17 protein-coding genes are annotated in these 18,080 nt (G+C 72.5%); 12 read left to right on the top strand and 5 right to left on the bottom strand.

Annotated features, from left to right (window positions below):
• Positions 1-480, bottom strand: a complete 480-nt coding sequence (locus AB0I42_RS18575) for a cupin domain-containing protein (protein ID WP_357538745.1) — start codon at positions 478-480, stop codon at positions 1-3.
• 78 nt (positions 481-558) lie between these two features.
• On the opposite strand from AB0I42_RS18575, the gene AB0I42_RS18580 reads away from it, so the two are divergent.
• Both AB0I42_RS18580 and AB0I42_RS18585 read left to right on the top strand, forming a co-directional pair.
• Positions 559-1,242 carry a TetR/AcrR family transcriptional regulator gene (locus AB0I42_RS18580; protein WP_357538746.1) on the top strand — a complete coding sequence of 228 codons (684 nt, stop codon included), beginning with the start codon at positions 559-561 and terminating at the stop codon, positions 1,240-1,242.
• The gene (locus AB0I42_RS18585; protein WP_357538747.1) at positions 1,239-1,739 is read left to right on the top strand and encodes an N-acetyltransferase; all 501 of its coding nucleotides are present in this window, start codon (positions 1,239-1,241) and stop codon (positions 1,737-1,739) included. The genes AB0I42_RS18580 and AB0I42_RS18585 overlap by 4 nt, the downstream gene beginning before the upstream one ends.
• Positions 1,740-1,798: 59 nt before the next feature.
• Here AB0I42_RS18585 and AB0I42_RS18590 read toward each other — a convergent pair whose 3' ends face one another.
• Complete coding sequence (locus tag AB0I42_RS18590; protein ID WP_357538748.1) at positions 1,799-1,957, bottom strand: hypothetical protein; 159 nt, start codon at positions 1,955-1,957, stop codon at positions 1,799-1,801.
• 106 nt (positions 1,958-2,063) lie between these two features.
• Between AB0I42_RS18590 and AB0I42_RS18595 the strand changes: the two genes are divergently transcribed.
• Complete coding sequence (locus AB0I42_RS18595; protein ID WP_357538749.1) at positions 2,064-2,813, top strand: PP2C family serine/threonine-protein phosphatase; 750 nt, start codon at positions 2,064-2,066, stop codon at positions 2,811-2,813.
• A gap of 111 nt (positions 2,814-2,924) precedes the next feature.
• On the opposite strand, the gene AB0I42_RS18600 is transcribed toward AB0I42_RS18595, so the two are convergent.
• Complete coding sequence (locus AB0I42_RS18600) at positions 2,925-3,800, bottom strand: DUF6745 domain-containing protein (RefSeq protein ID WP_357538750.1); 876 nt, start codon at positions 3,798-3,800, stop codon at positions 2,925-2,927.
• 206 nt (positions 3,801-4,006) lie between these two features.
• On the opposite strand from AB0I42_RS18600, the gene AB0I42_RS18605 reads away from it, so the two are divergent.
• Positions 4,007-5,002, top strand: coding sequence for an alpha/beta hydrolase-fold protein (locus AB0I42_RS18605; RefSeq protein ID WP_357538751.1), 996 nt, complete (start codon positions 4,007-4,009; stop codon positions 5,000-5,002).
• Positions 5,003-5,412: 410 nt separating this feature from the next.
• A complete protein-coding gene (locus AB0I42_RS18610; protein WP_357538752.1) occupies positions 5,413-5,832 on the top strand; it encodes a YchJ family protein in 420 nt (139 codons plus the stop codon).
• A 22-nt stretch (positions 5,833-5,854) separates the two neighbouring features.
• On the opposite strand, the gene AB0I42_RS18615 is transcribed toward AB0I42_RS18610, so the two are convergent.
• Positions 5,855-6,397 (bottom strand): hypothetical protein, encoded by a 543-nt coding sequence (locus AB0I42_RS18615; RefSeq protein WP_357538753.1) that lies wholly within the window; start codon positions 6,395-6,397, stop codon positions 5,855-5,857.
• A 20-nt stretch (positions 6,398-6,417) separates the two neighbouring features.
• Complete coding sequence (locus AB0I42_RS18620) at positions 6,418-8,586, bottom strand: LuxR C-terminal-related transcriptional regulator (RefSeq protein WP_357538754.1); 2,169 nt, start codon at positions 8,584-8,586, stop codon at positions 6,418-6,420.
• 165 nt (positions 8,587-8,751) lie between these two features.
• On the opposite strand from AB0I42_RS18620, the gene AB0I42_RS18625 reads away from it, so the two are divergent.
• From AB0I42_RS18625 to AB0I42_RS18655, 7 genes are all read left to right on the top strand, one after another.
• On the top strand, positions 8,752-10,230 hold the full coding sequence (locus AB0I42_RS18625; RefSeq protein WP_357538755.1) for an amidase: 1,479 nt from the start codon (positions 8,752-8,754) through the stop codon (positions 10,228-10,230).
• A 126-nt stretch (positions 10,231-10,356) separates the two neighbouring features.
• On the top strand, positions 10,357-11,349 hold the full coding sequence (locus AB0I42_RS18630) for a LacI family DNA-binding transcriptional regulator (RefSeq protein WP_357538756.1): 993 nt from the start codon (positions 10,357-10,359) through the stop codon (positions 11,347-11,349).
• Positions 11,346-12,608, top strand: coding sequence for a sugar ABC transporter substrate-binding protein (locus AB0I42_RS18635; protein WP_357538757.1), 1,263 nt, complete (start codon positions 11,346-11,348; stop codon positions 12,606-12,608). Before AB0I42_RS18630 ends, AB0I42_RS18635 begins: the two co-directional genes overlap by 4 nt.
• A 1-nt stretch (position 12,609) precedes the next feature.
• Positions 12,610-13,554, top strand: a complete 945-nt coding sequence (locus AB0I42_RS18640; protein ID WP_357538758.1) for a sugar ABC transporter permease — start codon at positions 12,610-12,612, stop codon at positions 13,552-13,554.
• A 2-nt stretch (positions 13,555-13,556) separates the two neighbouring features.
• Positions 13,557-14,399, top strand: a complete 843-nt coding sequence (locus tag AB0I42_RS18645; RefSeq protein WP_357538759.1) for a carbohydrate ABC transporter permease — start codon at positions 13,557-13,559, stop codon at positions 14,397-14,399.
• Positions 14,400-14,427: 28 nt separating this feature from the next.
• Positions 14,428-15,960, top strand: coding sequence for a glucoamylase family protein (locus tag AB0I42_RS18650; RefSeq protein WP_357538760.1), 1,533 nt, complete (start codon positions 14,428-14,430; stop codon positions 15,958-15,960).
• Positions 15,957-17,732 (top strand): xylan 1,4-beta-xylosidase, encoded by a 1,776-nt coding sequence (locus AB0I42_RS18655; RefSeq protein WP_357538761.1) that lies wholly within the window; start codon positions 15,957-15,959, stop codon positions 17,730-17,732. Before AB0I42_RS18650 ends, AB0I42_RS18655 begins: the two co-directional genes overlap by 4 nt.
• Positions 17,733-18,080: the final 348 nt, after the last annotated feature.

An 18,080-nucleotide genomic window follows, 5' to 3' on the forward strand; every position in this document is an offset into this window, starting at 1 on the left:
TCAGCGGGTGGGTGGTGGTCCGAGCAGTTCGACGCCGTGTCGGGCGGCGGCGTGACCGAGGGCGGCCGGGTCGACCGGCCCGGGGTCGGGCAGCCGGCGGGCCGCCGCCGGCTCGCCGGCTTCGGCGGCGAACCCCTCGAATCCGGACGGGGTGGTGATCTGAAGGGTCCGCAGCGGCTCGTCCGGGCCGACCAGGAACGTGTGGGGCAGCCCCACCGGCAGCAGCACCAGGTCGCCGGGGCCGGCGGGTAGCACCTCGCCGGCACAGCGGAACTCGGCGGTGCCGGAGAGGACGTAGAACAGTTCGTCCTCGGTCTGGTGCCGGTGCAGCGGCGGCGCGAACCCCGGTGGATTGACGAACTCGACGACGGTGAGGCGGCCACGGGTCTGCGCGCCGGTGGCCTTGACGGTGACGAGATTGCCGAGAAACCAGTACGCCTCTCCCTCGTCGGCACCCAGGACGTACGGCCGGACCGACATGGCGGATCTCCTTTCAATAGATGCCGTAATGCTGGATAGACGCGAGTATGATGAATAGACTGCTAGCATGTCAATGCCATGGACGACAGCAGCGGCGACGCGAAGCCGAAACGCGCATACCGGTCAGCGCTCCGCGAGGAGAGCGCGCGGCGGACCCGTCAGGCGGTGGTCGCCGCCGCCGGTGAACTCTTCGTCTCGCGCGGCTACGGAGCCACCTCGCTCGCCGACATCGCCGCCCGGGCCGGGGTCGCCCGACCCACCGCCTTCGCCGCCTTCGGGTCGAAGCCCGCGCTGCTGCGGCAGGTGCTCGACGAGGCGCTCGCCGGAGACGACGAACCGGTCCCGGTGGCCGAACGCCCGTGGTTCCGCCCGGTCTGGGAGGCCGGCACACAGGCCGGCGTGCTCGCCGGCTACGCCGGGGTGTGCACCCTGATCGGCGGCCGGGCCGCCCAGATCTTCGAGGCCGTACGCCGGGCGGCCGACGACAACGGGGAGGTCGCGCAGGTGTGGGAGACGCTGCTGCGCAACCGGCGCCGGGGCGCGGTGATGGTGGTCGAGCGGGTCCGGTCCCTCGGGCCGCTGCGCCAGGGGTCCGATGTGGAGCGGGCGGTCGACGTCGTCTGGTTTCTCAACGACCCGGCCCACTACGACGCGCTGGTGACCCGCTGCGGCTGGTCCGAGGGTGACTTCCGGGAATGGCTGTCCGGCCAACTGGCCCGCGGGGTGCTGACCGGCGCGGGATCGCGAGGGAGTGCGACGTGACCGCCATCGAGTTGCGCGCCGAGACCACCGCCGACCTTCCCGGCGTCCGCGCCGTCAACCTCGCCGCCTTCCCCACCGCCGACGAGGCCGACCTGGTCGACGCGCTGCGCGCCGATCCGGCGTGGATACCGGGGCTGTCCTGTGTCGCGCTCGACGGCGCGGACGTCGTGGCGCACGCCCTGCTGACCCGCTGCCATGTCGGCGACGATCCCGCGCTGGCCCTCGCGCCGGTGGCGGTACGCCCCGACCGGCAACGCCAGGGCCTCGGCCAGCGGGTCGTACGCGCCGCCCTCGACGCCGCGCGGCGGCGCGGCGAGTCGGGTGTGATCGTGCTCGGCCACCCCGGCTACTACCCCAGGTTCGGTTTCACCCGCGCGTCGACCCACGGCATCGGGGTGGCCTTCGAGGTGCCCGACGAAGCCCTCATGGCCCTGTCGCTCGACGGCCGGACGCTTCCTCGCGGCACGGTCCGCTACGCCGCGCCGTTCGGCGTCTGACCCGACACACGCGTCGGTCGGGACGAGAACTTTCCCCCGTCCCGACCGACGCGGTCGGTCTACTTCTTGGCGGCCTGCTTGGCCATCATCGGGTCGGTGCCCTTACCCACCCGCTTCAGCGCCTCGCGCAGTTGCGGCTCGCTCATCTTCGAGTTGCCCTCGATGCCCGCATCGTGGGCGCGCTTTCGCAGATCGTGAAGGTTCTCCCGCTCGGCCATCTCGAATCCCTTCCCTCGGCCACGGGGGCGGCGGTGGCCCTCGCGGCGATCCGTACGGTGCCTTCCCGCGCCCGGTGGGCATAAACCGGTCCGACCCCTCGCCCGGATGGCTAGACTCGGCGCCATCGAAGAGATCAAGATCCGCCGCACCGAACTCACGGCCGCCGGTCGCCGCCTGGCGATGACCGCCGGCACCGTGGTCGGCAACCGCTACCCGGCCAACTTCGACGTACTGCACCTCGACGACGCCCGCCCACTGGTGGTCGTCGCCGACGGCATGGGTGCCGGCGAGGGGAGCCGGGTCGCCGGCCGGACCACCGTCGACGTCTTCGTCGGGATGGCCGCTCCCGGCCCCGGGCCGCTGCGCGCCGCGGTCACCGAGGCCCAGCGCCGGCTCCGCGAGGCCGGACACCGGCTGGGCGAGTTGACCGGGTGCACGCTGACCGCGTTCGTCGGCGACGACCACGACGCCTGGCTGGTGCAGATCGGCGACTCGCGGGCCTACCGGCTACGAAACGGTCAACTCGAACTGCTCACCGTCGACCACACCGCGGCCTGGCTCGGAGCGGTCAACGGCTGGTATCCGTTCGACTCGCCGCGGGCACACGCCGACCGATACCGGTTGATGCGGTATGTCGGCCACCCCGACCAGCCCGAACCCGACGTACTCAACGTGACCCTGCGGCCGGGCGACGTCTACCTCCTGTGTACGGACGGCCTCGCCGAGCAGGTGCCGTACGGGCGGATCGCCGAGGTGCTGACGCGGGACGGGAACCCGGTCGGCACCCTGCTCGCCGAATCGCTGCGGGCCGGCGGCAACGACAACGCCACCGGAGCGGTCATCGCCGTCCACTAGAAACTATCTTTCGGGCGCCGGATCCGACCGCGCCCGGATGCCGGGGTGGCCGGCCGGTCGGACCAGCCACCCCAGGTTCGGGCAATGCCTGCTCAGGCGTCGTCCACCGGGCTACCGGTTCAGCAATGGCCGCCAGCCGTCGCGGTACTCGACCGGGCCGCCCCCACCCTGACGTGGCCGGACCTGACCGTGCCAACCGCCGGGAACGGGCTCGGTACGGATCACGGCCGGACGTTCGACGACGACGCACACGTCCTCGCCCGGCCACCACCAGCCGCACGACCGGGCCAGCATCGCCCAGTCGTCGAGGTGGTCGGCGTCGGCCGGCCGGTACCGGGCGAAGCCGAGCCGGCGGAGCAGGTCGTAGTAGCCGATCCAGTGCGCCTCCTGCTGGCCGTACCAGGCGACCGGCAGCCGCCCGTACGCGGAAAGCGCGGCACGTACGGGCAGGTAGAACCCGTCGGCGAGGCTGGTCCGCAGAGCGTCCCGCACGCCCTGCCGCAGCACCTCCCGCAACGGGACACCGGCGTCGAGAGCTTCGAGCGGCGGCAGTACGGGCCACGGCTTGCCCTTTTCGCGGCGGAGCCGTGACGGATCGAGGTCGGGATGGGAGACCGCGTCGTCCAACGCACCGTGCAGCCGGGACAGTCCGGCGGCGATGTCGCTGGCCAGCGGGGGTACGCCCGGCGGCCGCCGGGGCATCACCCATCGTTGCAGGACGTCGTGGGTGGGCAGGCCGGTGAGCGACGAAAGGGCCTGGCGGGGTGAGTCGACCCAGCGGAAGCGGGGTCGGGGTCGGGAGTGCCGGGCGTAGATGGCGGTCAGCCGGTCTTCGGCGCCGGCCCGGTCGGCCGGTGTGGTCGAGAGTCCGTGGTCCAGCCATTCCCGCCGGATCTCCATGGCGGCGAGCCAGTGTTCGACGCTCGATTCGAGCGTCCTGGCCGGGATGACATCGCGAGCGGCCTGGTGCCGCGCGGGCGCGGTCACCGCGCGAGGGCGGTCACGCCCTTCCGGTAGGTAGCGATCATGGCGCCATGATGGCCCACCGGCCCACGCCCCCGCAACCACCATCCGCCAGCGTGTAGAAATATTTCAATTGATGGGTACTCATGGGCAACTTTCTCCCATAGCCTGGGCGGACCGCAGCGCCATCGACGCCGACAAATCAGTGCGGCCCACGACAGGAGAGCCCCATGGACCGAAACCCCGCCGTCCATCACCCCGTCAGCCGCCGGCGACTCCTGACCGGTGTCGCCGGAGTCGCCACCGCCGGAGCATTCGCCGGCGCCCTCACCGCCCCGACCCCGGCGCGCGCCGCCGGCAACGGACACGGGCTACACATCGTCGACCGCAACGAGAACGGCGGCCGCCTCCAGTACTACCGCTTCGCCACCGACGCGATCGCGTGGGACCCGGCGGTGAACGTCCTACTGCCCGACGGCTACCACACCAGCGGCAAGCGATACCCCGTGCTCTACCTGCTGCACGGCGGAAACGCCGACTTCCGCACCTTCCACCTGCAGGACAACATCATCAACCTGACCGCCGGCCGGGAAATCATCGTCGTCATGCCGGACGCCTCGACCGGCTGGTACTCCAACCCGGTCAGCTCCAACACCGGACCCCGCAACTGGGAAACCTTCCACATCGCACAACTGCTGCCCTGGATCGACTCGAACTTCCGCACCTTCGCCGAATACAACGGCCGCGCCGTCGCCGGCTTCTCGATGGGCGGGTTCGGTGCCCTCAAGTACGCCGCGAAGTACTACGGCCACTTCTGCTCGGTGAGTTCCCACTCCGGTCCCGCCAGCCTGCGCCGGGACCTCGGCCTGGTGGTGCACTGGGCCAACGCCACCTCGGCGGCACTGGACCTCGGCGGCGGCACCGTCTACGGCGCCCCGTTCTGGAACGAGGCACGGGTCAACGCCGACAACCCGGTACAGCGGATCGGCAGCTACCACAACAAGCGGATCTTCCTCGCCGCCGGCACGTCCCCCGACCCGGTCAACTGGTTCGACACCATCAACGAGACCCAGGTGCTGGCCGGCCAGCGCGAGTTCCGGGCGGCACTCGGCCGGGCCGGGATCCCGCACGAGTGGCGCGAGGTTCCCGGCGGGCACTACTTCCGCCACGAACTGTTCGTACAGGACCTCAACGGCATGCTCGGCCGGCTACGCCGCGCCACCTGACCTCCCACCCGGACCGCACCGCGCGCCCCGTCCCGCCGCGCCCCGTCCCGCCGCGGCACGGCGGGGCACGGCGGGGCACGGCGCGTTGATCAAGGTGATACTTGCCGCAAAACAGGCAGGAATTGCCACGCTTTCTCCTCGATCAACGCGATCATGCGGCACACCCCGCCCGGTGGCACCCGCAGCGGGCATGCGACGCGCCGATCGAGGGGATATCCGCGGCAAACCGGGCAGGTTTGGGGACGACTTCTCCTTGATCGGCGCACGGCACGGCGCACGGCGCGGGGCGGGGCGGGGCGCGGCACGGCGCGGGGCGCACGGCGCGGGGCGCGGCACGGCGCGGCGTGCCTCTTGTGCGTGCTCTCGGTAGCCGCGGATGTGGCTGGCCGGAAACACGGCACAATGGCCCGGTGGCGAGACGGGGCACCCGCCGGGCGGCGGGCTACGAGCCGACCCTGACCTGTCCGTGCGGCTCGGGTCAGACGTACGGCGACTGCTGTGGCCGGCTGCACCGGCGGGAGTCGACCGCCGCGACGGCCGAGCAGTTGATGCGGTCGCGGTTCAGTGCCTTCGCTGTCGGCGACACCGCCTACCTGCTGCGGACCTGGCACCCGACCACCCGGCCGGCCCGGCTGACCCTCGACCCCGCGCAGCGGTGGACCAGGCTGGAGATCCTGGCCACCGACCGGGGCGGCCTGTTCGACACCGCCGGTGGCGTGGAGTTCCGCGCCCACTACCGGGAGTCGGGACGTCCGGGGATGCTGCACGAGCGCAGCCGTTTCGTCCGCGAGGACGGGCAGTGGGTCTACCTGGAGGCGGTGACGTCGTGACGGCGGGCAGCGTGCCGGTGACTCAGGACGTCTCGGGGTCGGTGTGCGGGATCGGCAGGGCGACCACGTCGGCGGTGCCGGGGCTGCCGGAGTGTGCCGGCGGCGGCCGGTCGGTGTCCGGCCGGCGGGTGTAGAGCCGCCCCTGACCGACCGGGCCGTTGCGGTGCGTGACCGCACAGGTCACCAGGTGCACCGGGGTTGGTGGTGCGCCGAACGGTCCGGTGCCCCATCGGACCCAGATCGCGATCCGGCCGGCGGCCGCCTCGGCCACCAGCTTCTCGGCCGTACGTGCCCGGTCGGTGCGGTCCACCTCGACCACCACCGGTGGCGCGTCGGGCCGGGCGCACGCCACGTCGACGATCGAGTGCCGCCCGGACATCGGTCCCGGCAGCGGCATCACGCTGCGTGCCCGGCGGTAGACCCGCCAGCCCTGACCGCTCGCCCAGTCGGCGACCGCCTCGATGACCCGGGCGGTCACCCCGTCGGCCGTCTGGTCCACGAAGGACAGTTGGTCGAGCCGGTCGGCGAGGGACGCCGCCACCCGTCCACCGTCGCCGTCATCCACCATCGCAGGGTAGCGCCGGCTCAGGCGGGGCCGCCGGCCGCGCGGTAGGCGCGTACGGCGTCGGACCGCGAGTGGACGTTCAGCCGGGCGTTGACCGCCCGGAGGTGGGCGTGCACGGTACGCGGGCTGACTCCCAGTTCCCGGGCGATGGCCGCGTCGGAGAGGCCACGGGCGACCGCCTGGAGGATCGTCCCCTGGCGTACGGTGAGCAGCCCACCGGCGGTGGGGTCGGCGGCGACCCGGTCCGCGCGGCGAGCTTCCAGCGTCGCCCGGCGGGTTCGCAGGCGGTGCCCGGGGTCGTCGCACTCGGCGAGGAGGAGCGTGGCCTCGTCCAGCCGGCGCCGGGCGTCCTCGGTGCGGCCGGCGTCGAGGGCCAGTTCGGCGAGGCCGAGAACGGCGTCCGGGGCGGTGATCCGGTCGGCGGCGGCGATCGAGAGGTCACGGGCCTCGGTGTAGCCCGCGGCGGCGGCGTCCGCGGCACCACCGCGGTGGTCGACCACGGCCCGGCAGAGGGCGAGTACGCGGGCCGCGAACGGCGCGGTGGCCTGGCGGGACCCGGCGAGGGCGGCGGCTCGGGCGAGCTGTTCCCGGGCCGCGTCGAGGTCGGCGCGGTCGGCCCGGACCCGGGCCAGCATCGCCCGGCCGGCGACCTCGGCGACGGTGTTCCGCATCGGGGTGGCCGATTCCACGATCTCCGCCAGCCGGAACTCGACGTCGTCGTCGGTGCCGGCGTAGTAGGCCGATCCGGCGAGGATGATGTCGCAGTTCGCCCGCTGGGTGAAGTGTTCCGGCCCGTGCATCGCGCGGGCCCGCCGCGCCCACCGCGTCGCCTCGCCGACGTCACCGCGCAGGGCGCTGAGGGTGGCCCGGCCCAGCGCGATGCCGGCGTCGACCGATGGCAGGCCGTCGGGCAGTTCACCCGGCCGGGCCGGCGCTGCCTCGGCGCGGGCGAGAGCGAGGTGCACGTCACCGGTACGACCGGCGAAGAGGCTCGCCGACGCGTGGGCGAGCAGCAGCCGGGCGTCGGCGTGCAGGTGGCGCGGTGGCAGCCGGTCGATCCAGTCGAGCACGGTCGCGGTGTGGCCGACGTCGAGCATCCGCCAGTACGTGGCGGCGATCAGCTCGCCGGCGTCGGCCTCGTCGCCGGCCGTGAGCAGGTGCGCGACGGCGCGGTCCGGCATGCCGTGGCCGACGAACCAGCGGCCGGCGCGGCGGTGGCCGCGTACGGGGTCGGCGCCTTCGAGGGCCGCGGCCCGGTGCAGTGCCTCCCGGAACAGCGGGTGGTAGCGGAACCACACCCGTCGCCGGTCGAGCGGTACGACGAAGACGCCCTCGCGGTCGAGCCGGGCGAGCTGCCCGGCGCCGTCGGTACCGCCGGTGACGGCGTCGCAGAGCGGGCCGCTCAGCCAGTCGAGCACGGCGGTGTCGAGCAGGAAGCGGCGGACGTCGGACGGTAGCGGGTCGAGCACTTCCTCGACGACGTAGTCGTACAGGTGGTGGTGGTCGCCGCGGAGCCGTTCGTGCGGGTGTTCGGCGGCGATCCGCAGGGCGACCGGCCAGCCCTCCGCCCGGCGGATCGTGTCCTCGTACTCGGGTCCGGCCGGGCCGCCGAGGAGGGATCGGGCCTCGTCGGCGGTGAGGGCGAGGTCGCCGGTGCCGATCTCGGCCAGGGCGCCGGCCGCCCGCAGCCGCGCGAGGGCGAGGCGGGGGCGGGTGCGGCCGGCGAGGAGGAGCCGGATCCTGGTACGGCCGTGCAGGAACTGCCCGAGTTCGGCGCCGACGGTCGCGGTGTCGGCCCGCTCGAAGCTGTCGATGGCCAGCACGAGGTCGGCCGCCGCGCTCCGGCCGGTGGCGAGGAGTTGGGCGATCCACACCCGACGGTCGTCTTCCGCGGCCGGTGGTGGGGGCAGGTGGGCGAAGCGGTCGTCGGCCCGCGCCAGCGTCTCGGCCACCCGGGTCCAGAACACGACCGGGTCGGCGCACGGCGGGTCGAGTTCGGCGCGGGCGATCCGGTCGCGCCGTGGCGACGAGGCGGCCCAGGCGTCGAGTCCGAGCGTCTTGCCCCAGCCGGCGGGTGCGCGTACGACGGTGGCCCGGTGCTGCCAGGCGGCGGCCTCCAGCCGCCGTTCGAGCACCGGCCGTGGGTGGGGCGTGCCGGTCATCGACAGCCAGCCTACGAGGGCGGTCACCGGTGCCGGCGGTACTACCTAGGCAGTGCTGCCGATCCGCCGGCGCCCCGTTGTCGCCCGGTCGGCCCGGGATGAGGCTGCGAGAAGCGGCGCGGCGAACGGCGACACCGGACCGGCCGCGGCGGAGATCGGCCCGGCGGTGCCGGGCCGCGGCGGGAGGACGCGATGGAAGAGATCTTTTGGCTCGACGCGACCGGGCAGGCAGAGCTGGTCCGCTCGGGTGAGGTCAGCGCGAGTGAACTCGTCGAGCACTCGATCGAGCGGATCGAGAAGCTGAACCCCGAGGTCAACGCTTTCATCCACACCAGCTTCGAGAAGGCGCGGGCGGTGGCGGCGAGCGCGCCGGCCGGGCCGTTCGGCGGGGTGCCCTTCGCCGTCAAGGACCTGTTCCAGCAGAGCGCGGGCGACCCCTACCACTACGGCACCCGGTTCCTGAAGGACCTGGACTGGCGGGCGTCGGCCGACACGTGGATGGTGTCGAAGCTGCGGGCCGCCGGCTTCGTGCTGGTGGGGCGTACGAACACCCCGGAGATCGGCGCGTGGACGACGACGGAGCCCGACTCGTACGGCCCGACCCGCAACCCGTGGGACCTGAGCCGCTCGTCCGGCGGCTCGTCCGGCGGGTCGGCGGTGGCGGTCGCGACCGGCATGGTGCCGGCGGCGCACGCCAACGACGGCGGCGGTTCGGTACGGATCCCGGCCAGCGCGAACGGTCTCGTCGGGCTGAAGCCGACCCGGGCCCGGGTGTCTCTCGGCCCGGAACTCGGCGAGGCGTGGGCCGGCCTGACGCACGAGTCGGCCATCACCCGCTCGGTACGCGACATCGCCGGCATCCTCGACGCGGTGGGCGGGATGGCGCCCGGTGACCCGTACACGGCGCCGACCCCGAAGCGGCCCTACGTGCGGGAGGTCGGCGCGCCCGTCGGCCGGTTGCGGATCGGCGTCCAGGTCGACCATCCGGCGGTCGCGCTCGACCCGGAGGTGGTGGCGGCGGTCCGGTCGACGGCCGCGCTGCTGGAGGAACTGGGCCACATCGTGGAGATCGCCCGGCCGGCCGCGCTGGACGCGCCGGCACCGGAGGCGCAGGTGCTGATGCCGGTGTTCCAGTACCTCGACATCGTGCGCTGGGGCAGGGCGATCGGCCGCGAACTCACCCCGGCCGACCTCGACCAGGACAACTGGGCGCTCGGCATGTACGGCAAGGACGTGTCCGCCGTCGCCTATCTCGAGGGGCTGTACGCGCTGCACGCCTGGTGCCGGCGGGTGGCCGCCTGGTGGAACCACGACGGGGACGGCACCGACGGCGGGCGCCGGCCGGGCTACGACCTCCTGCTCACCCCGACCCTGCCGAAGCCTCCGGCGAAGCTCGGTGAACTGCGGCCGGTCCCCGGTCAGCCGCTGGCCGGGTTCATGCGGTCCGGCGAGTACGTCAGCTTCACGTCGCCGTTCAACGCGACCGGGCAGCCGGCGATGTCGCTGCCGCTGCACTGGTCGGTCGACGGGCTGCCGATCGGTGTGCAGTTCGTGGCCGCGTACGGCCGGGAGGACCTGCTGATCCGGCTCGGCAGTGTGCTGGAGCAGGCCCGGCCGTGGGCCGACCGGCATCCGGCGATCGCGGGACAGCCAGCTGAGCGAAACATGTAAATAGTCAGAAATAACACATCGTGGATGTTGTGTTTCCAACGAGTTTCACGATGTTTCGGGGCGGTTAACGAATCGCCCGTGAAGATGAAAGCGCTTTCAAAAGGGAAGGCGTCGACCATCTACGAGGTGGCGCAGCGAGCCGGCGTGTCCATCGCCACCGTCTCCCGCGCGCTGCGGGACTCCGACCTGGTCACCGCCGACACCCGGGCGAAGGTCAAGGCAGCCGCGGCCGAACTGCGCTTCACTCCGAACCGGTCCGGCCGCGCGCTGGCCGAGGGCCGCCACGCGGCCAACGGCATCGTCTTCCCCGACCTGGTCGGCCCCTACTACGCCGAGGTCGTCCTCGGCTACGAGGAGGCCGCCGCGGCCGTCGGCAGCAGCGTGCTGATCCTGGCCACCCACGGGCGCGCCGACGCGGTCGCCGCCGTACAGGAACTCGCCGGCCGGGTCGACGGGCTGGCGATCATGGGGCAGACCGTCGGCGACGACGTCGTACGCGACATCGCCGCGACCGGGCTGCCCCTGGTGTTGCTCGCCCGCGCCCCGGTCGCCGGGGTCGACACCATCTCGACCCGCAACCAGCGGACCGCCGGCCAGCTCACCGAGCACCTGCTCGGGCACGGCCACCGCCGGTTCGCGTTCCTCGGCGACCCGGCCGGCTCCCCGGACGTGGCGGGGCGCTACGCCGGGCTCGCCGCCGCACTGCGGACGCGCGGGCTGGTGCCGCCCCCGCCCGTACCGTGCGGCCTCGACCTCGACAGCGGCGAACGGGCGGCCCGCGATCTGCTGACCCACCCGCCCGACGCGGTGATCTGCGCCAACGACGAGATCGCGCTCGGCGTCCATCTCGCCGCCGAGCAGCGGCGGATCCACATCCCCGGCGACGTGGCGGTGACCGGCTGGGACGACCTGATGGCGGCCCGGTTCGCGCACCTGACCACCGTCGCGCAGCCGATGCGGGAGCTGGGCGCGATCGCCGCCCGCTGGCTGCACCGGCGGATCGGCGAACGCACCGCGCGGACCGACGGCCGTACGAGCGCGGCCCGCCGGCGCGTCCTTCCCACCCGGCTCGTCGTCCGGCGTAGCTGCGGCACACACCCATCGGAGGTTCATAAATGACCAGGAAGTGGAGGGCCGTGACGGCCGTCGCGGTGGCGCTGGCCGTCGCCCTGACCGCTGGTTGCGGTCGTGATTCGGCCGGCGGCGACGAGGCCCGGTCGGTCGCGGACGGGCCGGCGACCGGCGAGATCACCGTGTGGGCGATGGGTACGGAGGGCGAGAAGCTCGGTGCCTTCGCGCAGCGGTTCATGGCGGAGAACCCGGATGCCCGGGTGAACGTCACCCCGGTCCCGTGGGACGCGGCACACCAGAAGATCGCCAGTGCGATCGCGGCGAAGCAGACCCCGGACCTGTCGATGATCGGCACCACCTGGCAGGGCGAGTTCGCCGGGTCCGGCGCGCTCGACCCGACCCCGACCGACCTGATCGCGTCGGACGCGTTCTTCCCCGGCGCCTGGGACACCACGGTCGTGAACGACACCGCCTACGGGGTGCCGTGGTACGTCGAGACCCGGGTCCTCTACTACCGCAAGGATCTCGCTTCGGCCGCCGGCTTCCCGACCGGGCCGGCGAACTGGGACGAGCTGAAGGCGATGGCCAAGGCCATCCAGGCCGGCGGGGCGCAGTGGGGCATCAACCTGCAGCCCGGCAAGACCGGGAGCTGGCAGACCGTGCTCCCGTTCGCCTGGTCGAACGGCGCGAACATCGCCGACGACAACGGCTACACGTTCGACTCGCCGGAGATGACCGAGGCCCTTGCCTACTTCCAGTCGTACTTCACCGAGCGGCTCGCCCCGACCGAGCTGGCCGAAGGCGCGCTCGAACCGGCGTTCGTACGCGGTGAGATCGGCGCGTTCGTCTCCGGGCCGTGGCACGTCGGGCTGCTCAACGAGCAGGGCGGGCCGGACTTCGCCGACAAGTTCGCGGTGGTGCCGATGCCGGCGAAGAAGAGCGCCACGTCGTTCATCGGCGGCAGCAACCTGGCGGTGTTCAAGGACGCGAAGAACCGCGACGGCGCGTGGAAGTTCATCGAGTGGCTGAGCCGCCCCGAGATCCAGGTGCAGTGGTACGCCGACTCCGCCGCGCTGCCGGCGGTGCAGGCCGCGTGGCAGGACGACAGCCTCTCCGGCGACGCCAACCTGAAGGTGTTCGGCGACCAGCTCGCCGACGCCAAGGCGCCGCCGACGTTCCCGACCTGGGAGCAGGTCGCGGCGGCGTTCGACATCGAGGTGGAGAAGCTGGCCAAGTCCGGCGAGGATCCGGCGACGGTGGCCCGTACGGTCCAGGACCGCGCGGCCTCGATCGGCACCGGAAACTGACATGACCGCCGTCGACGTCAAGTCCGCGGCGGCGCCGCGGAAGGTGGGCGACCGCCCGGCGAAACGCCCGCCGAGGTGGCGGCGGGCGGTCACCGGCTGGGCGTTCGCCACCCCGTTCACCGCGCTGTTCCTCGTCTTCATGGCGTTGCCGGTCGTGGCGTCGCTGGCGATGAGCGTGACCGACCTTCGCTCCACCGATCTGCGGAACCCGCTCGCGGTCAACTTCGTCGGCCTGGACAACTACGCCCGGCTCTTCGGTGACGAACTGTTCGTCCGGTCCGCGGTGAACACGCTGGTCTTCGTGGTGGTCGGGGTGCCACTGACGATGGTGCTGGCGCTCGCCGCGGCCAGCGCGCTGAACTCGGGACTGATCCGGTTCCGGGCGCTCTTCCGGGTCGGCTTCTACCTGCCCGTGGTGACCAGCATCGTCGCCATCGCCGTGGTCTGGCGGTTCCTGCTCGACCCGGAGGCCGGCCTGGTGAACAACCTGCTGCGGCTGGTCGGGGTCGACGGGCCGGCCTGGCTCGGCGACACCAGCACCGCCCTGCCGTCGCTGATCGTGATGGCGGCCTGGCGCAACTTCGGGTTCCTGATGGTGATCTTCCTCGCCGGCTTGCAGGGCATTCCGCAGCACCTGTACGAGGCGGCGACGCTGGACGGCGCCGGCCGGTGGCAGCAGTTCCGCAACGTCACCGTGCCGCTGCTGCGCCCGACGCTGCTGTTCGGCGCGGTGGTCACCGGCATCGGGTTCCTGCAGGTGTTCGAGGAGCCGTTCGTGATGACGCAGGGCGGGCCGCTGTCGTCGACCCTGTCGGTCTCCTACCACATCTACAACCAGTTCGGGTTCGGCAACTACGGCTACGCGGCGGCGGCCAGCTACGTGCTGTTCGTCGCGATCGTGGCGCTGTCGGTGTTGCAGTTCCGGCTGCTCGGCGAGAGGGACTGACGATGACGAGCGCTCAGCTGCGCGGGAGGGACCGGACGGCCCGGATCTCGCTGTACGCCGTACTCGTGGTGGGTCTGCTCTTCGTGGTCGGGCCGTTCGTCTGGATGGCGCTGGCGGCGGTGAAGCCGGAGGCGGAGATCCGGGCGGTGCCGCCGACCTGGCTGCCGGAGACGTGGACGCTGGCGAACTTCCAGGACCTGTTCACAAGGCTCGACTTCCCCACCTACTTCTTCAACTCGACCCTGGTGGCGGTGCTGGTCACCGCCGGCAACCTGGTGTTCTGCTCGCTGCTCGGGTACGCGCTGGCGAAGCTGAACTTCCCGGGCCGCAAGGCGCTGCTGCTGATCGTGCTCGGCATGCTGATGGTGCCCGGCATGGTGCTGTTCGTGCCGCAGTTCGTGCTGGTCAGCAACCTGGGGCTGGCCAACTCGTACGCCGGTCTGATCCTGCCGTACCTGGCCGGGCCGTTCGGGGTCTTCCTGATGCGGCAGTTCCTGCTGTCCATTCCGGACGACCTCATCGAGGCGGCCCGGGTCGACGGCGCCGGCGAGTGGCGGATCTTCTGGCAGGTCGTGCTGCCGCTGTGCCGGCCGGCGCTGGCCACGCTCGGCATCCTGACGTTCCTGTCGAGCTGGAACAACTTCCTGTGGCCGCTGGTCGTGGCCACCACCGAGGACAGGTACACGCTGCCGGTCGCGCTCGCGCTCTACAGCATCGGGCAGAACCGCACCGACTTCGGCCTGCTGCTGGCCGGCGCGGTCGTGGTCGTGCTGCCGGTCCTCGTCGTCTTCCTGGTCCTGCAACGGCACTTCATGCGCGGGATCGCCACCACCGGACTCAAGTGAGCACCACCCGGATAGACAGGAGCTGCCCGTGAGACGCCTGCTCGTACCCCTGATGGCCGTGACCCTGGTCCTGACCGCCGGCGGAACCGCCGGGGCCGCCGACTCCGGCGACCGGACGCTGCGTACGTACGCGAAGGACACCTGGCGGTCGATGGTCGCCATGACCGACCCCGGCACCGGGCTGGTCGCCGACAACATCAGCGGCGACCTGCGTACGCCGTCGACGTACACCTCGCCGACCAACATCGGCGGCTACATGTGGTCGGCGGTGGTCGCCCGCGAGCTGGGCATCATCAGCCGGAACGAGGCCCGTGACCGGGTGTCGAAGACCCTGGACACGCTGGCCACCCTGGAGCATCACGACGAGTCCGGGATGTTCTACAACTGGTACGACCCGCGCGACGGTTCGGTGGTCACCGTCTGGCCGGACGACGGCAACCCGGTCTACCCGTTCATGTCGAGTGTGGACAACGGCTGGCTGGCGGCGGCGCTGCGGGTGGTCGGCGGCGCCCTGCCGGAGCTGCGCGGCAAGGCCGACCGGGTGCTGTCGAAGATGGACTTCGGCTTCTATTTCAATCCTGAGGCGGCCACCCCGATCGGACCCCGGGGCCTCATCCGGGGCGGGTTCTGGGACGCCGCGCCGCCCGGCTGCTCGGTGCCGCAGAACGGGGTCTGGTTCACCTGCAACCACTACGACATCACGGTGACCGAGCCGCGGATCGCCACCTACCTCGGCATCGGCAGCGGGCAGATCCCACCGACGGCGTACTTCGACACGATGCGCACGCTGCCCGACAACTGCGACTACGCCTGGCAGGAGATGCGGCCGCAGGGCTTCACCACCACCCACCTCGGCCGCGAGGTCTACGAGGGGTCGTACCGCTACCGGGGCATCACGTTCGTGCCGAGCTGGGGCGGTGACATGTTCGAGGCGCTGATGCCGGACCTGTTCGTACCCGAGGCGCAGTGGGGTCCCCGGTCGTGGGGCCGGAACCATCCGGCGACCGTCGCCGCGCAGATCGAGCACGGCCTGCACGACGCCGGGTACGGCTACTGGGGCTTCTCACCCGCGTCGAACCCGGCCGGCGGGTACGCCGTCTACGGGGTCGACGCGATGGGCATGGACACCGACGGCTACCCGTCGGACGCGCAGGCCACGAAGTACGACGCCGGGTTCGAGGGCTGCCGCCCGGCCGGCCCCGAACCGGAGTACGGCGACGGCGTGGTGACCCCGCACGCGGCGTTCCTGGCGCTGCCGTACGCGCAGCGGCCGGTGGTGGACAACCTGGCCAAGCTCCGGCGCGACTTCGACGCGTACGGCCCCGGCGGCTTCTACGACGCGGTCAACGTCGGCACCGGGCAGGTCGCGAAGCGGCACCTGTCCCTGGACCAGGCGATGATCATGGGTGCGCTCGGCAACCACCTGGCCCGCGACGTGGTCAAGCGGGCCTTCGTGACGCCGCAGTTCGAACGCCGCATCCGGCCGCTGCTGGCGGCGGAGACGTTCAACGTCCCGGCCGGGCAGCGGTTGCCGCAGCTCTCCGGAAAGGCCGCGTCGTGAGCGTGGCTTCCGCGCAGGCCAGTTGGTCGGCCCTGATGGGGGCCGGTGGCGCCCAGGACCGGGAACCGGGCGAGACGGTCGAGGCCGACCTGCCGGCACCCGCCGGGGTCCGGGCGGTCGCCGGGCGCGACCAGGTCACCGTGTCGTGGGACCCGGTGCCGGCCGCCATCGGATACGTGGTCTACCGCGCCGGCTCGGCCGACGGGCCCTTCGAGGTGGTCGACTTCGGCGGCGGCGACGTCCTCGCGGTGCCGCACGGCCCGTTCGCCGACACCACCGACGGGCGGGGCGGCTGGTACGCCGTCGCCGCGCTGGCCACCGTCGCCGCCAGCGGGCCGCTGTCGGCTCCCGTCCGGGTCGGGCCGGGGCCGGCCGACGCCCGGGTGATCGTCGAGGTCGGCACCGGCTCGGCGCCGCTGGACCGGGTGTGGCGGGCGATGGTCGGCTCGGAGCACCTCAGTCACCTGCTCAGCGAGGACCTGACCGGCGGTCGGGTGATCGGCACCGACCTGTCGAACGCGCTGCGCCGGGTCCACGACGAGTTGGGCGTGGCGACCGTACGCGCGCACGGCATCCTCTGCGACGACCTGGCCGTCGTCCGCGACGGGGCGTACGACTTCAGCGGCATCGACCGGGTCTACGACGCCGTCCTGGCGCTCGGCTACCGGCCGGTGGTCGAACTCGGGTTCATGCCCCGCGAACTGGCCCGCGACCCGTCCCCGACGGTCTTCACGTACGCCGGGATCATCTCACCGCCGGGGGATCCGGACCGTTGGGCCGACCTGGTGCGGTCCCTGGTCAGCCACCTGGTCGACCGGTACGGCCGGGACGAGGTCCGCGACCACTGGGCGTTCGAGGTCTGGAACGAGGCGAACCTGTCGGTGTTCTGGTCCGGCACGCCCGAGGAGTACTGGCGGCTGTACGAGGTGACCGCCGGTGCGGTCAAGGACGTCGACCCGGGGATCGCGGTCGGTGGTCCGGGGTCGGCGGCGGTTGGCTGGATCGACGGGCAACTCGCCGTGGACGCACCGGTCGACTTCCTCTCCACCCACGTGTACGGCACCCCGCCGCTGGACCTGCGGCCGCTGGCCGGCGGGCGGCCGCTGCTGTGGACCGAGTGGGGTGTCACCCCGACCCACCACCACCCGGTCAACGACACGGTGTTCGCGGCGACGTTCCTGCTGCGCGGCATGCGTTCGGCGGCCGGCCGGGTGGCGGCGCTCGCGCCCTGGGTGGCATCCGACCACTTCGAGGAGCTGGGCCGGCCGGAGCGACTGCTGCACGGCGGGTTCGGCCTGCTCACCGTCGGTAACCTCGCCAAGCCGAAGTTCTGGGCGCTCAAGCTGGCCGAGCGGTTGGGTGAGGTCGAGCGGCCGGTGACGCTGACCGGCGACGGCGCGGGCAGCCTGGTCGAGGCGTGGGCCGGCGGGTCCGGGGTGCTGGTGTGGAACGGCACCCTCGACCAGTCCAGGCTGCGCGGCGCGGTCGGGCTCGACCGGCTGGTGACCGTACGGTTCACCGGGGTCGCGCCGGGCCGACACACCGTACGGGTGTGGCGGGTCGACGGGCGGCACGCCAACATCGAGGCCCGCTGGGCGGCGCTCGGCGGTGGTGCCGACTGGCCGACCGACGAGCAGTGGCTCGCCCTGGCCGCGGAGGACCGCCTCGACGAGGCCGAACCGGCCCGTACGGTGACCGCCGACGCGGACGGGACGGTGTCGGTGGAGATCGACCTGCCGATGCCCGGCATCGCGTACCTCGAGCTGTCCTGACCGTAAGGATGGCGGGGTCGGTTCATCGGTGGTGAGCTGATGCGGGTGGTAGTGGGCGTGACTTTGCTCTGACCGGCTCCGCGCCTTGGGCTCGACTTGTCCGCCCGCTACCGCCCGCGCCGACCTGGCGGGAGACGTTTGGCCTGGTCAGGAGCTTGATCGCCAGTTGGCGGCTGGCGTGTCTCGGCGCAGTGCCGAACCGCTCGCCGTGGCCGGGCAGCGCTCCTGGCTGCGATCATCTGCTGCCCAGCGGCACGACCCGCCGTACCTACATCGGCGGAACAACCAACGATCACCACACCGTCACGTCAGGAAGGCGCCGGCGTCCCATCAGCCGATCAGCCCTTG

The organism is Polymorphospora sp. NPDC050346 (assembly GCF_040655695.1).
Classification (GTDB): Bacteria; Actinomycetota; Actinomycetes; order Mycobacteriales; family Micromonosporaceae; genus Polymorphospora; species Polymorphospora lycopeni.

What these genes read in the sequence shown, in the direction of transcription:
- AB0I42_RS18575 (WP_357538745.1), bottom strand. Translation starts at nt 480, where the DNA reads ATGTCGGTCCGGCCGTACGTCCTGGGTGCCGACGAGGGAGAGGCGTAC.
- AB0I42_RS18580 (WP_357538746.1), top strand. Translation starts at nt 559, where the DNA reads ATGGACGACAGCAGCGGCGACGCGAAGCCGAAACGCGCATACCGGTCA.
- AB0I42_RS18590 (WP_357538748.1), bottom strand. Translation starts at nt 1,957, where the DNA reads ATGGCCGAGCGGGAGAACCTTCACGATCTGCGAAAGCGCGCCCACGAT.
- AB0I42_RS18595 (WP_357538749.1), top strand. Translation starts at nt 2,064, where the DNA reads ATGGCTAGACTCGGCGCCATCGAAGAGATCAAGATCCGCCGCACCGAA.
- AB0I42_RS18605 (WP_357538751.1), top strand. Translation starts at nt 4,007, where the DNA reads ATGGACCGAAACCCCGCCGTCCATCACCCCGTCAGCCGCCGGCGACTC.
- AB0I42_RS18625 (WP_357538755.1), top strand. Translation starts at nt 8,752, where the DNA reads ATGGAAGAGATCTTTTGGCTCGACGCGACCGGGCAGGCAGAGCTGGTC.
- AB0I42_RS18635 (WP_357538757.1), top strand. Translation starts at nt 11,346, where the DNA reads ATGACCAGGAAGTGGAGGGCCGTGACGGCCGTCGCGGTGGCGCTGGCC.
- AB0I42_RS18640 (WP_357538758.1), top strand. Translation starts at nt 12,610, where the DNA reads ATGACCGCCGTCGACGTCAAGTCCGCGGCGGCGCCGCGGAAGGTGGGC.
- AB0I42_RS18645 (WP_357538759.1), top strand. Translation starts at nt 13,557, where the DNA reads ATGACGAGCGCTCAGCTGCGCGGGAGGGACCGGACGGCCCGGATCTCG.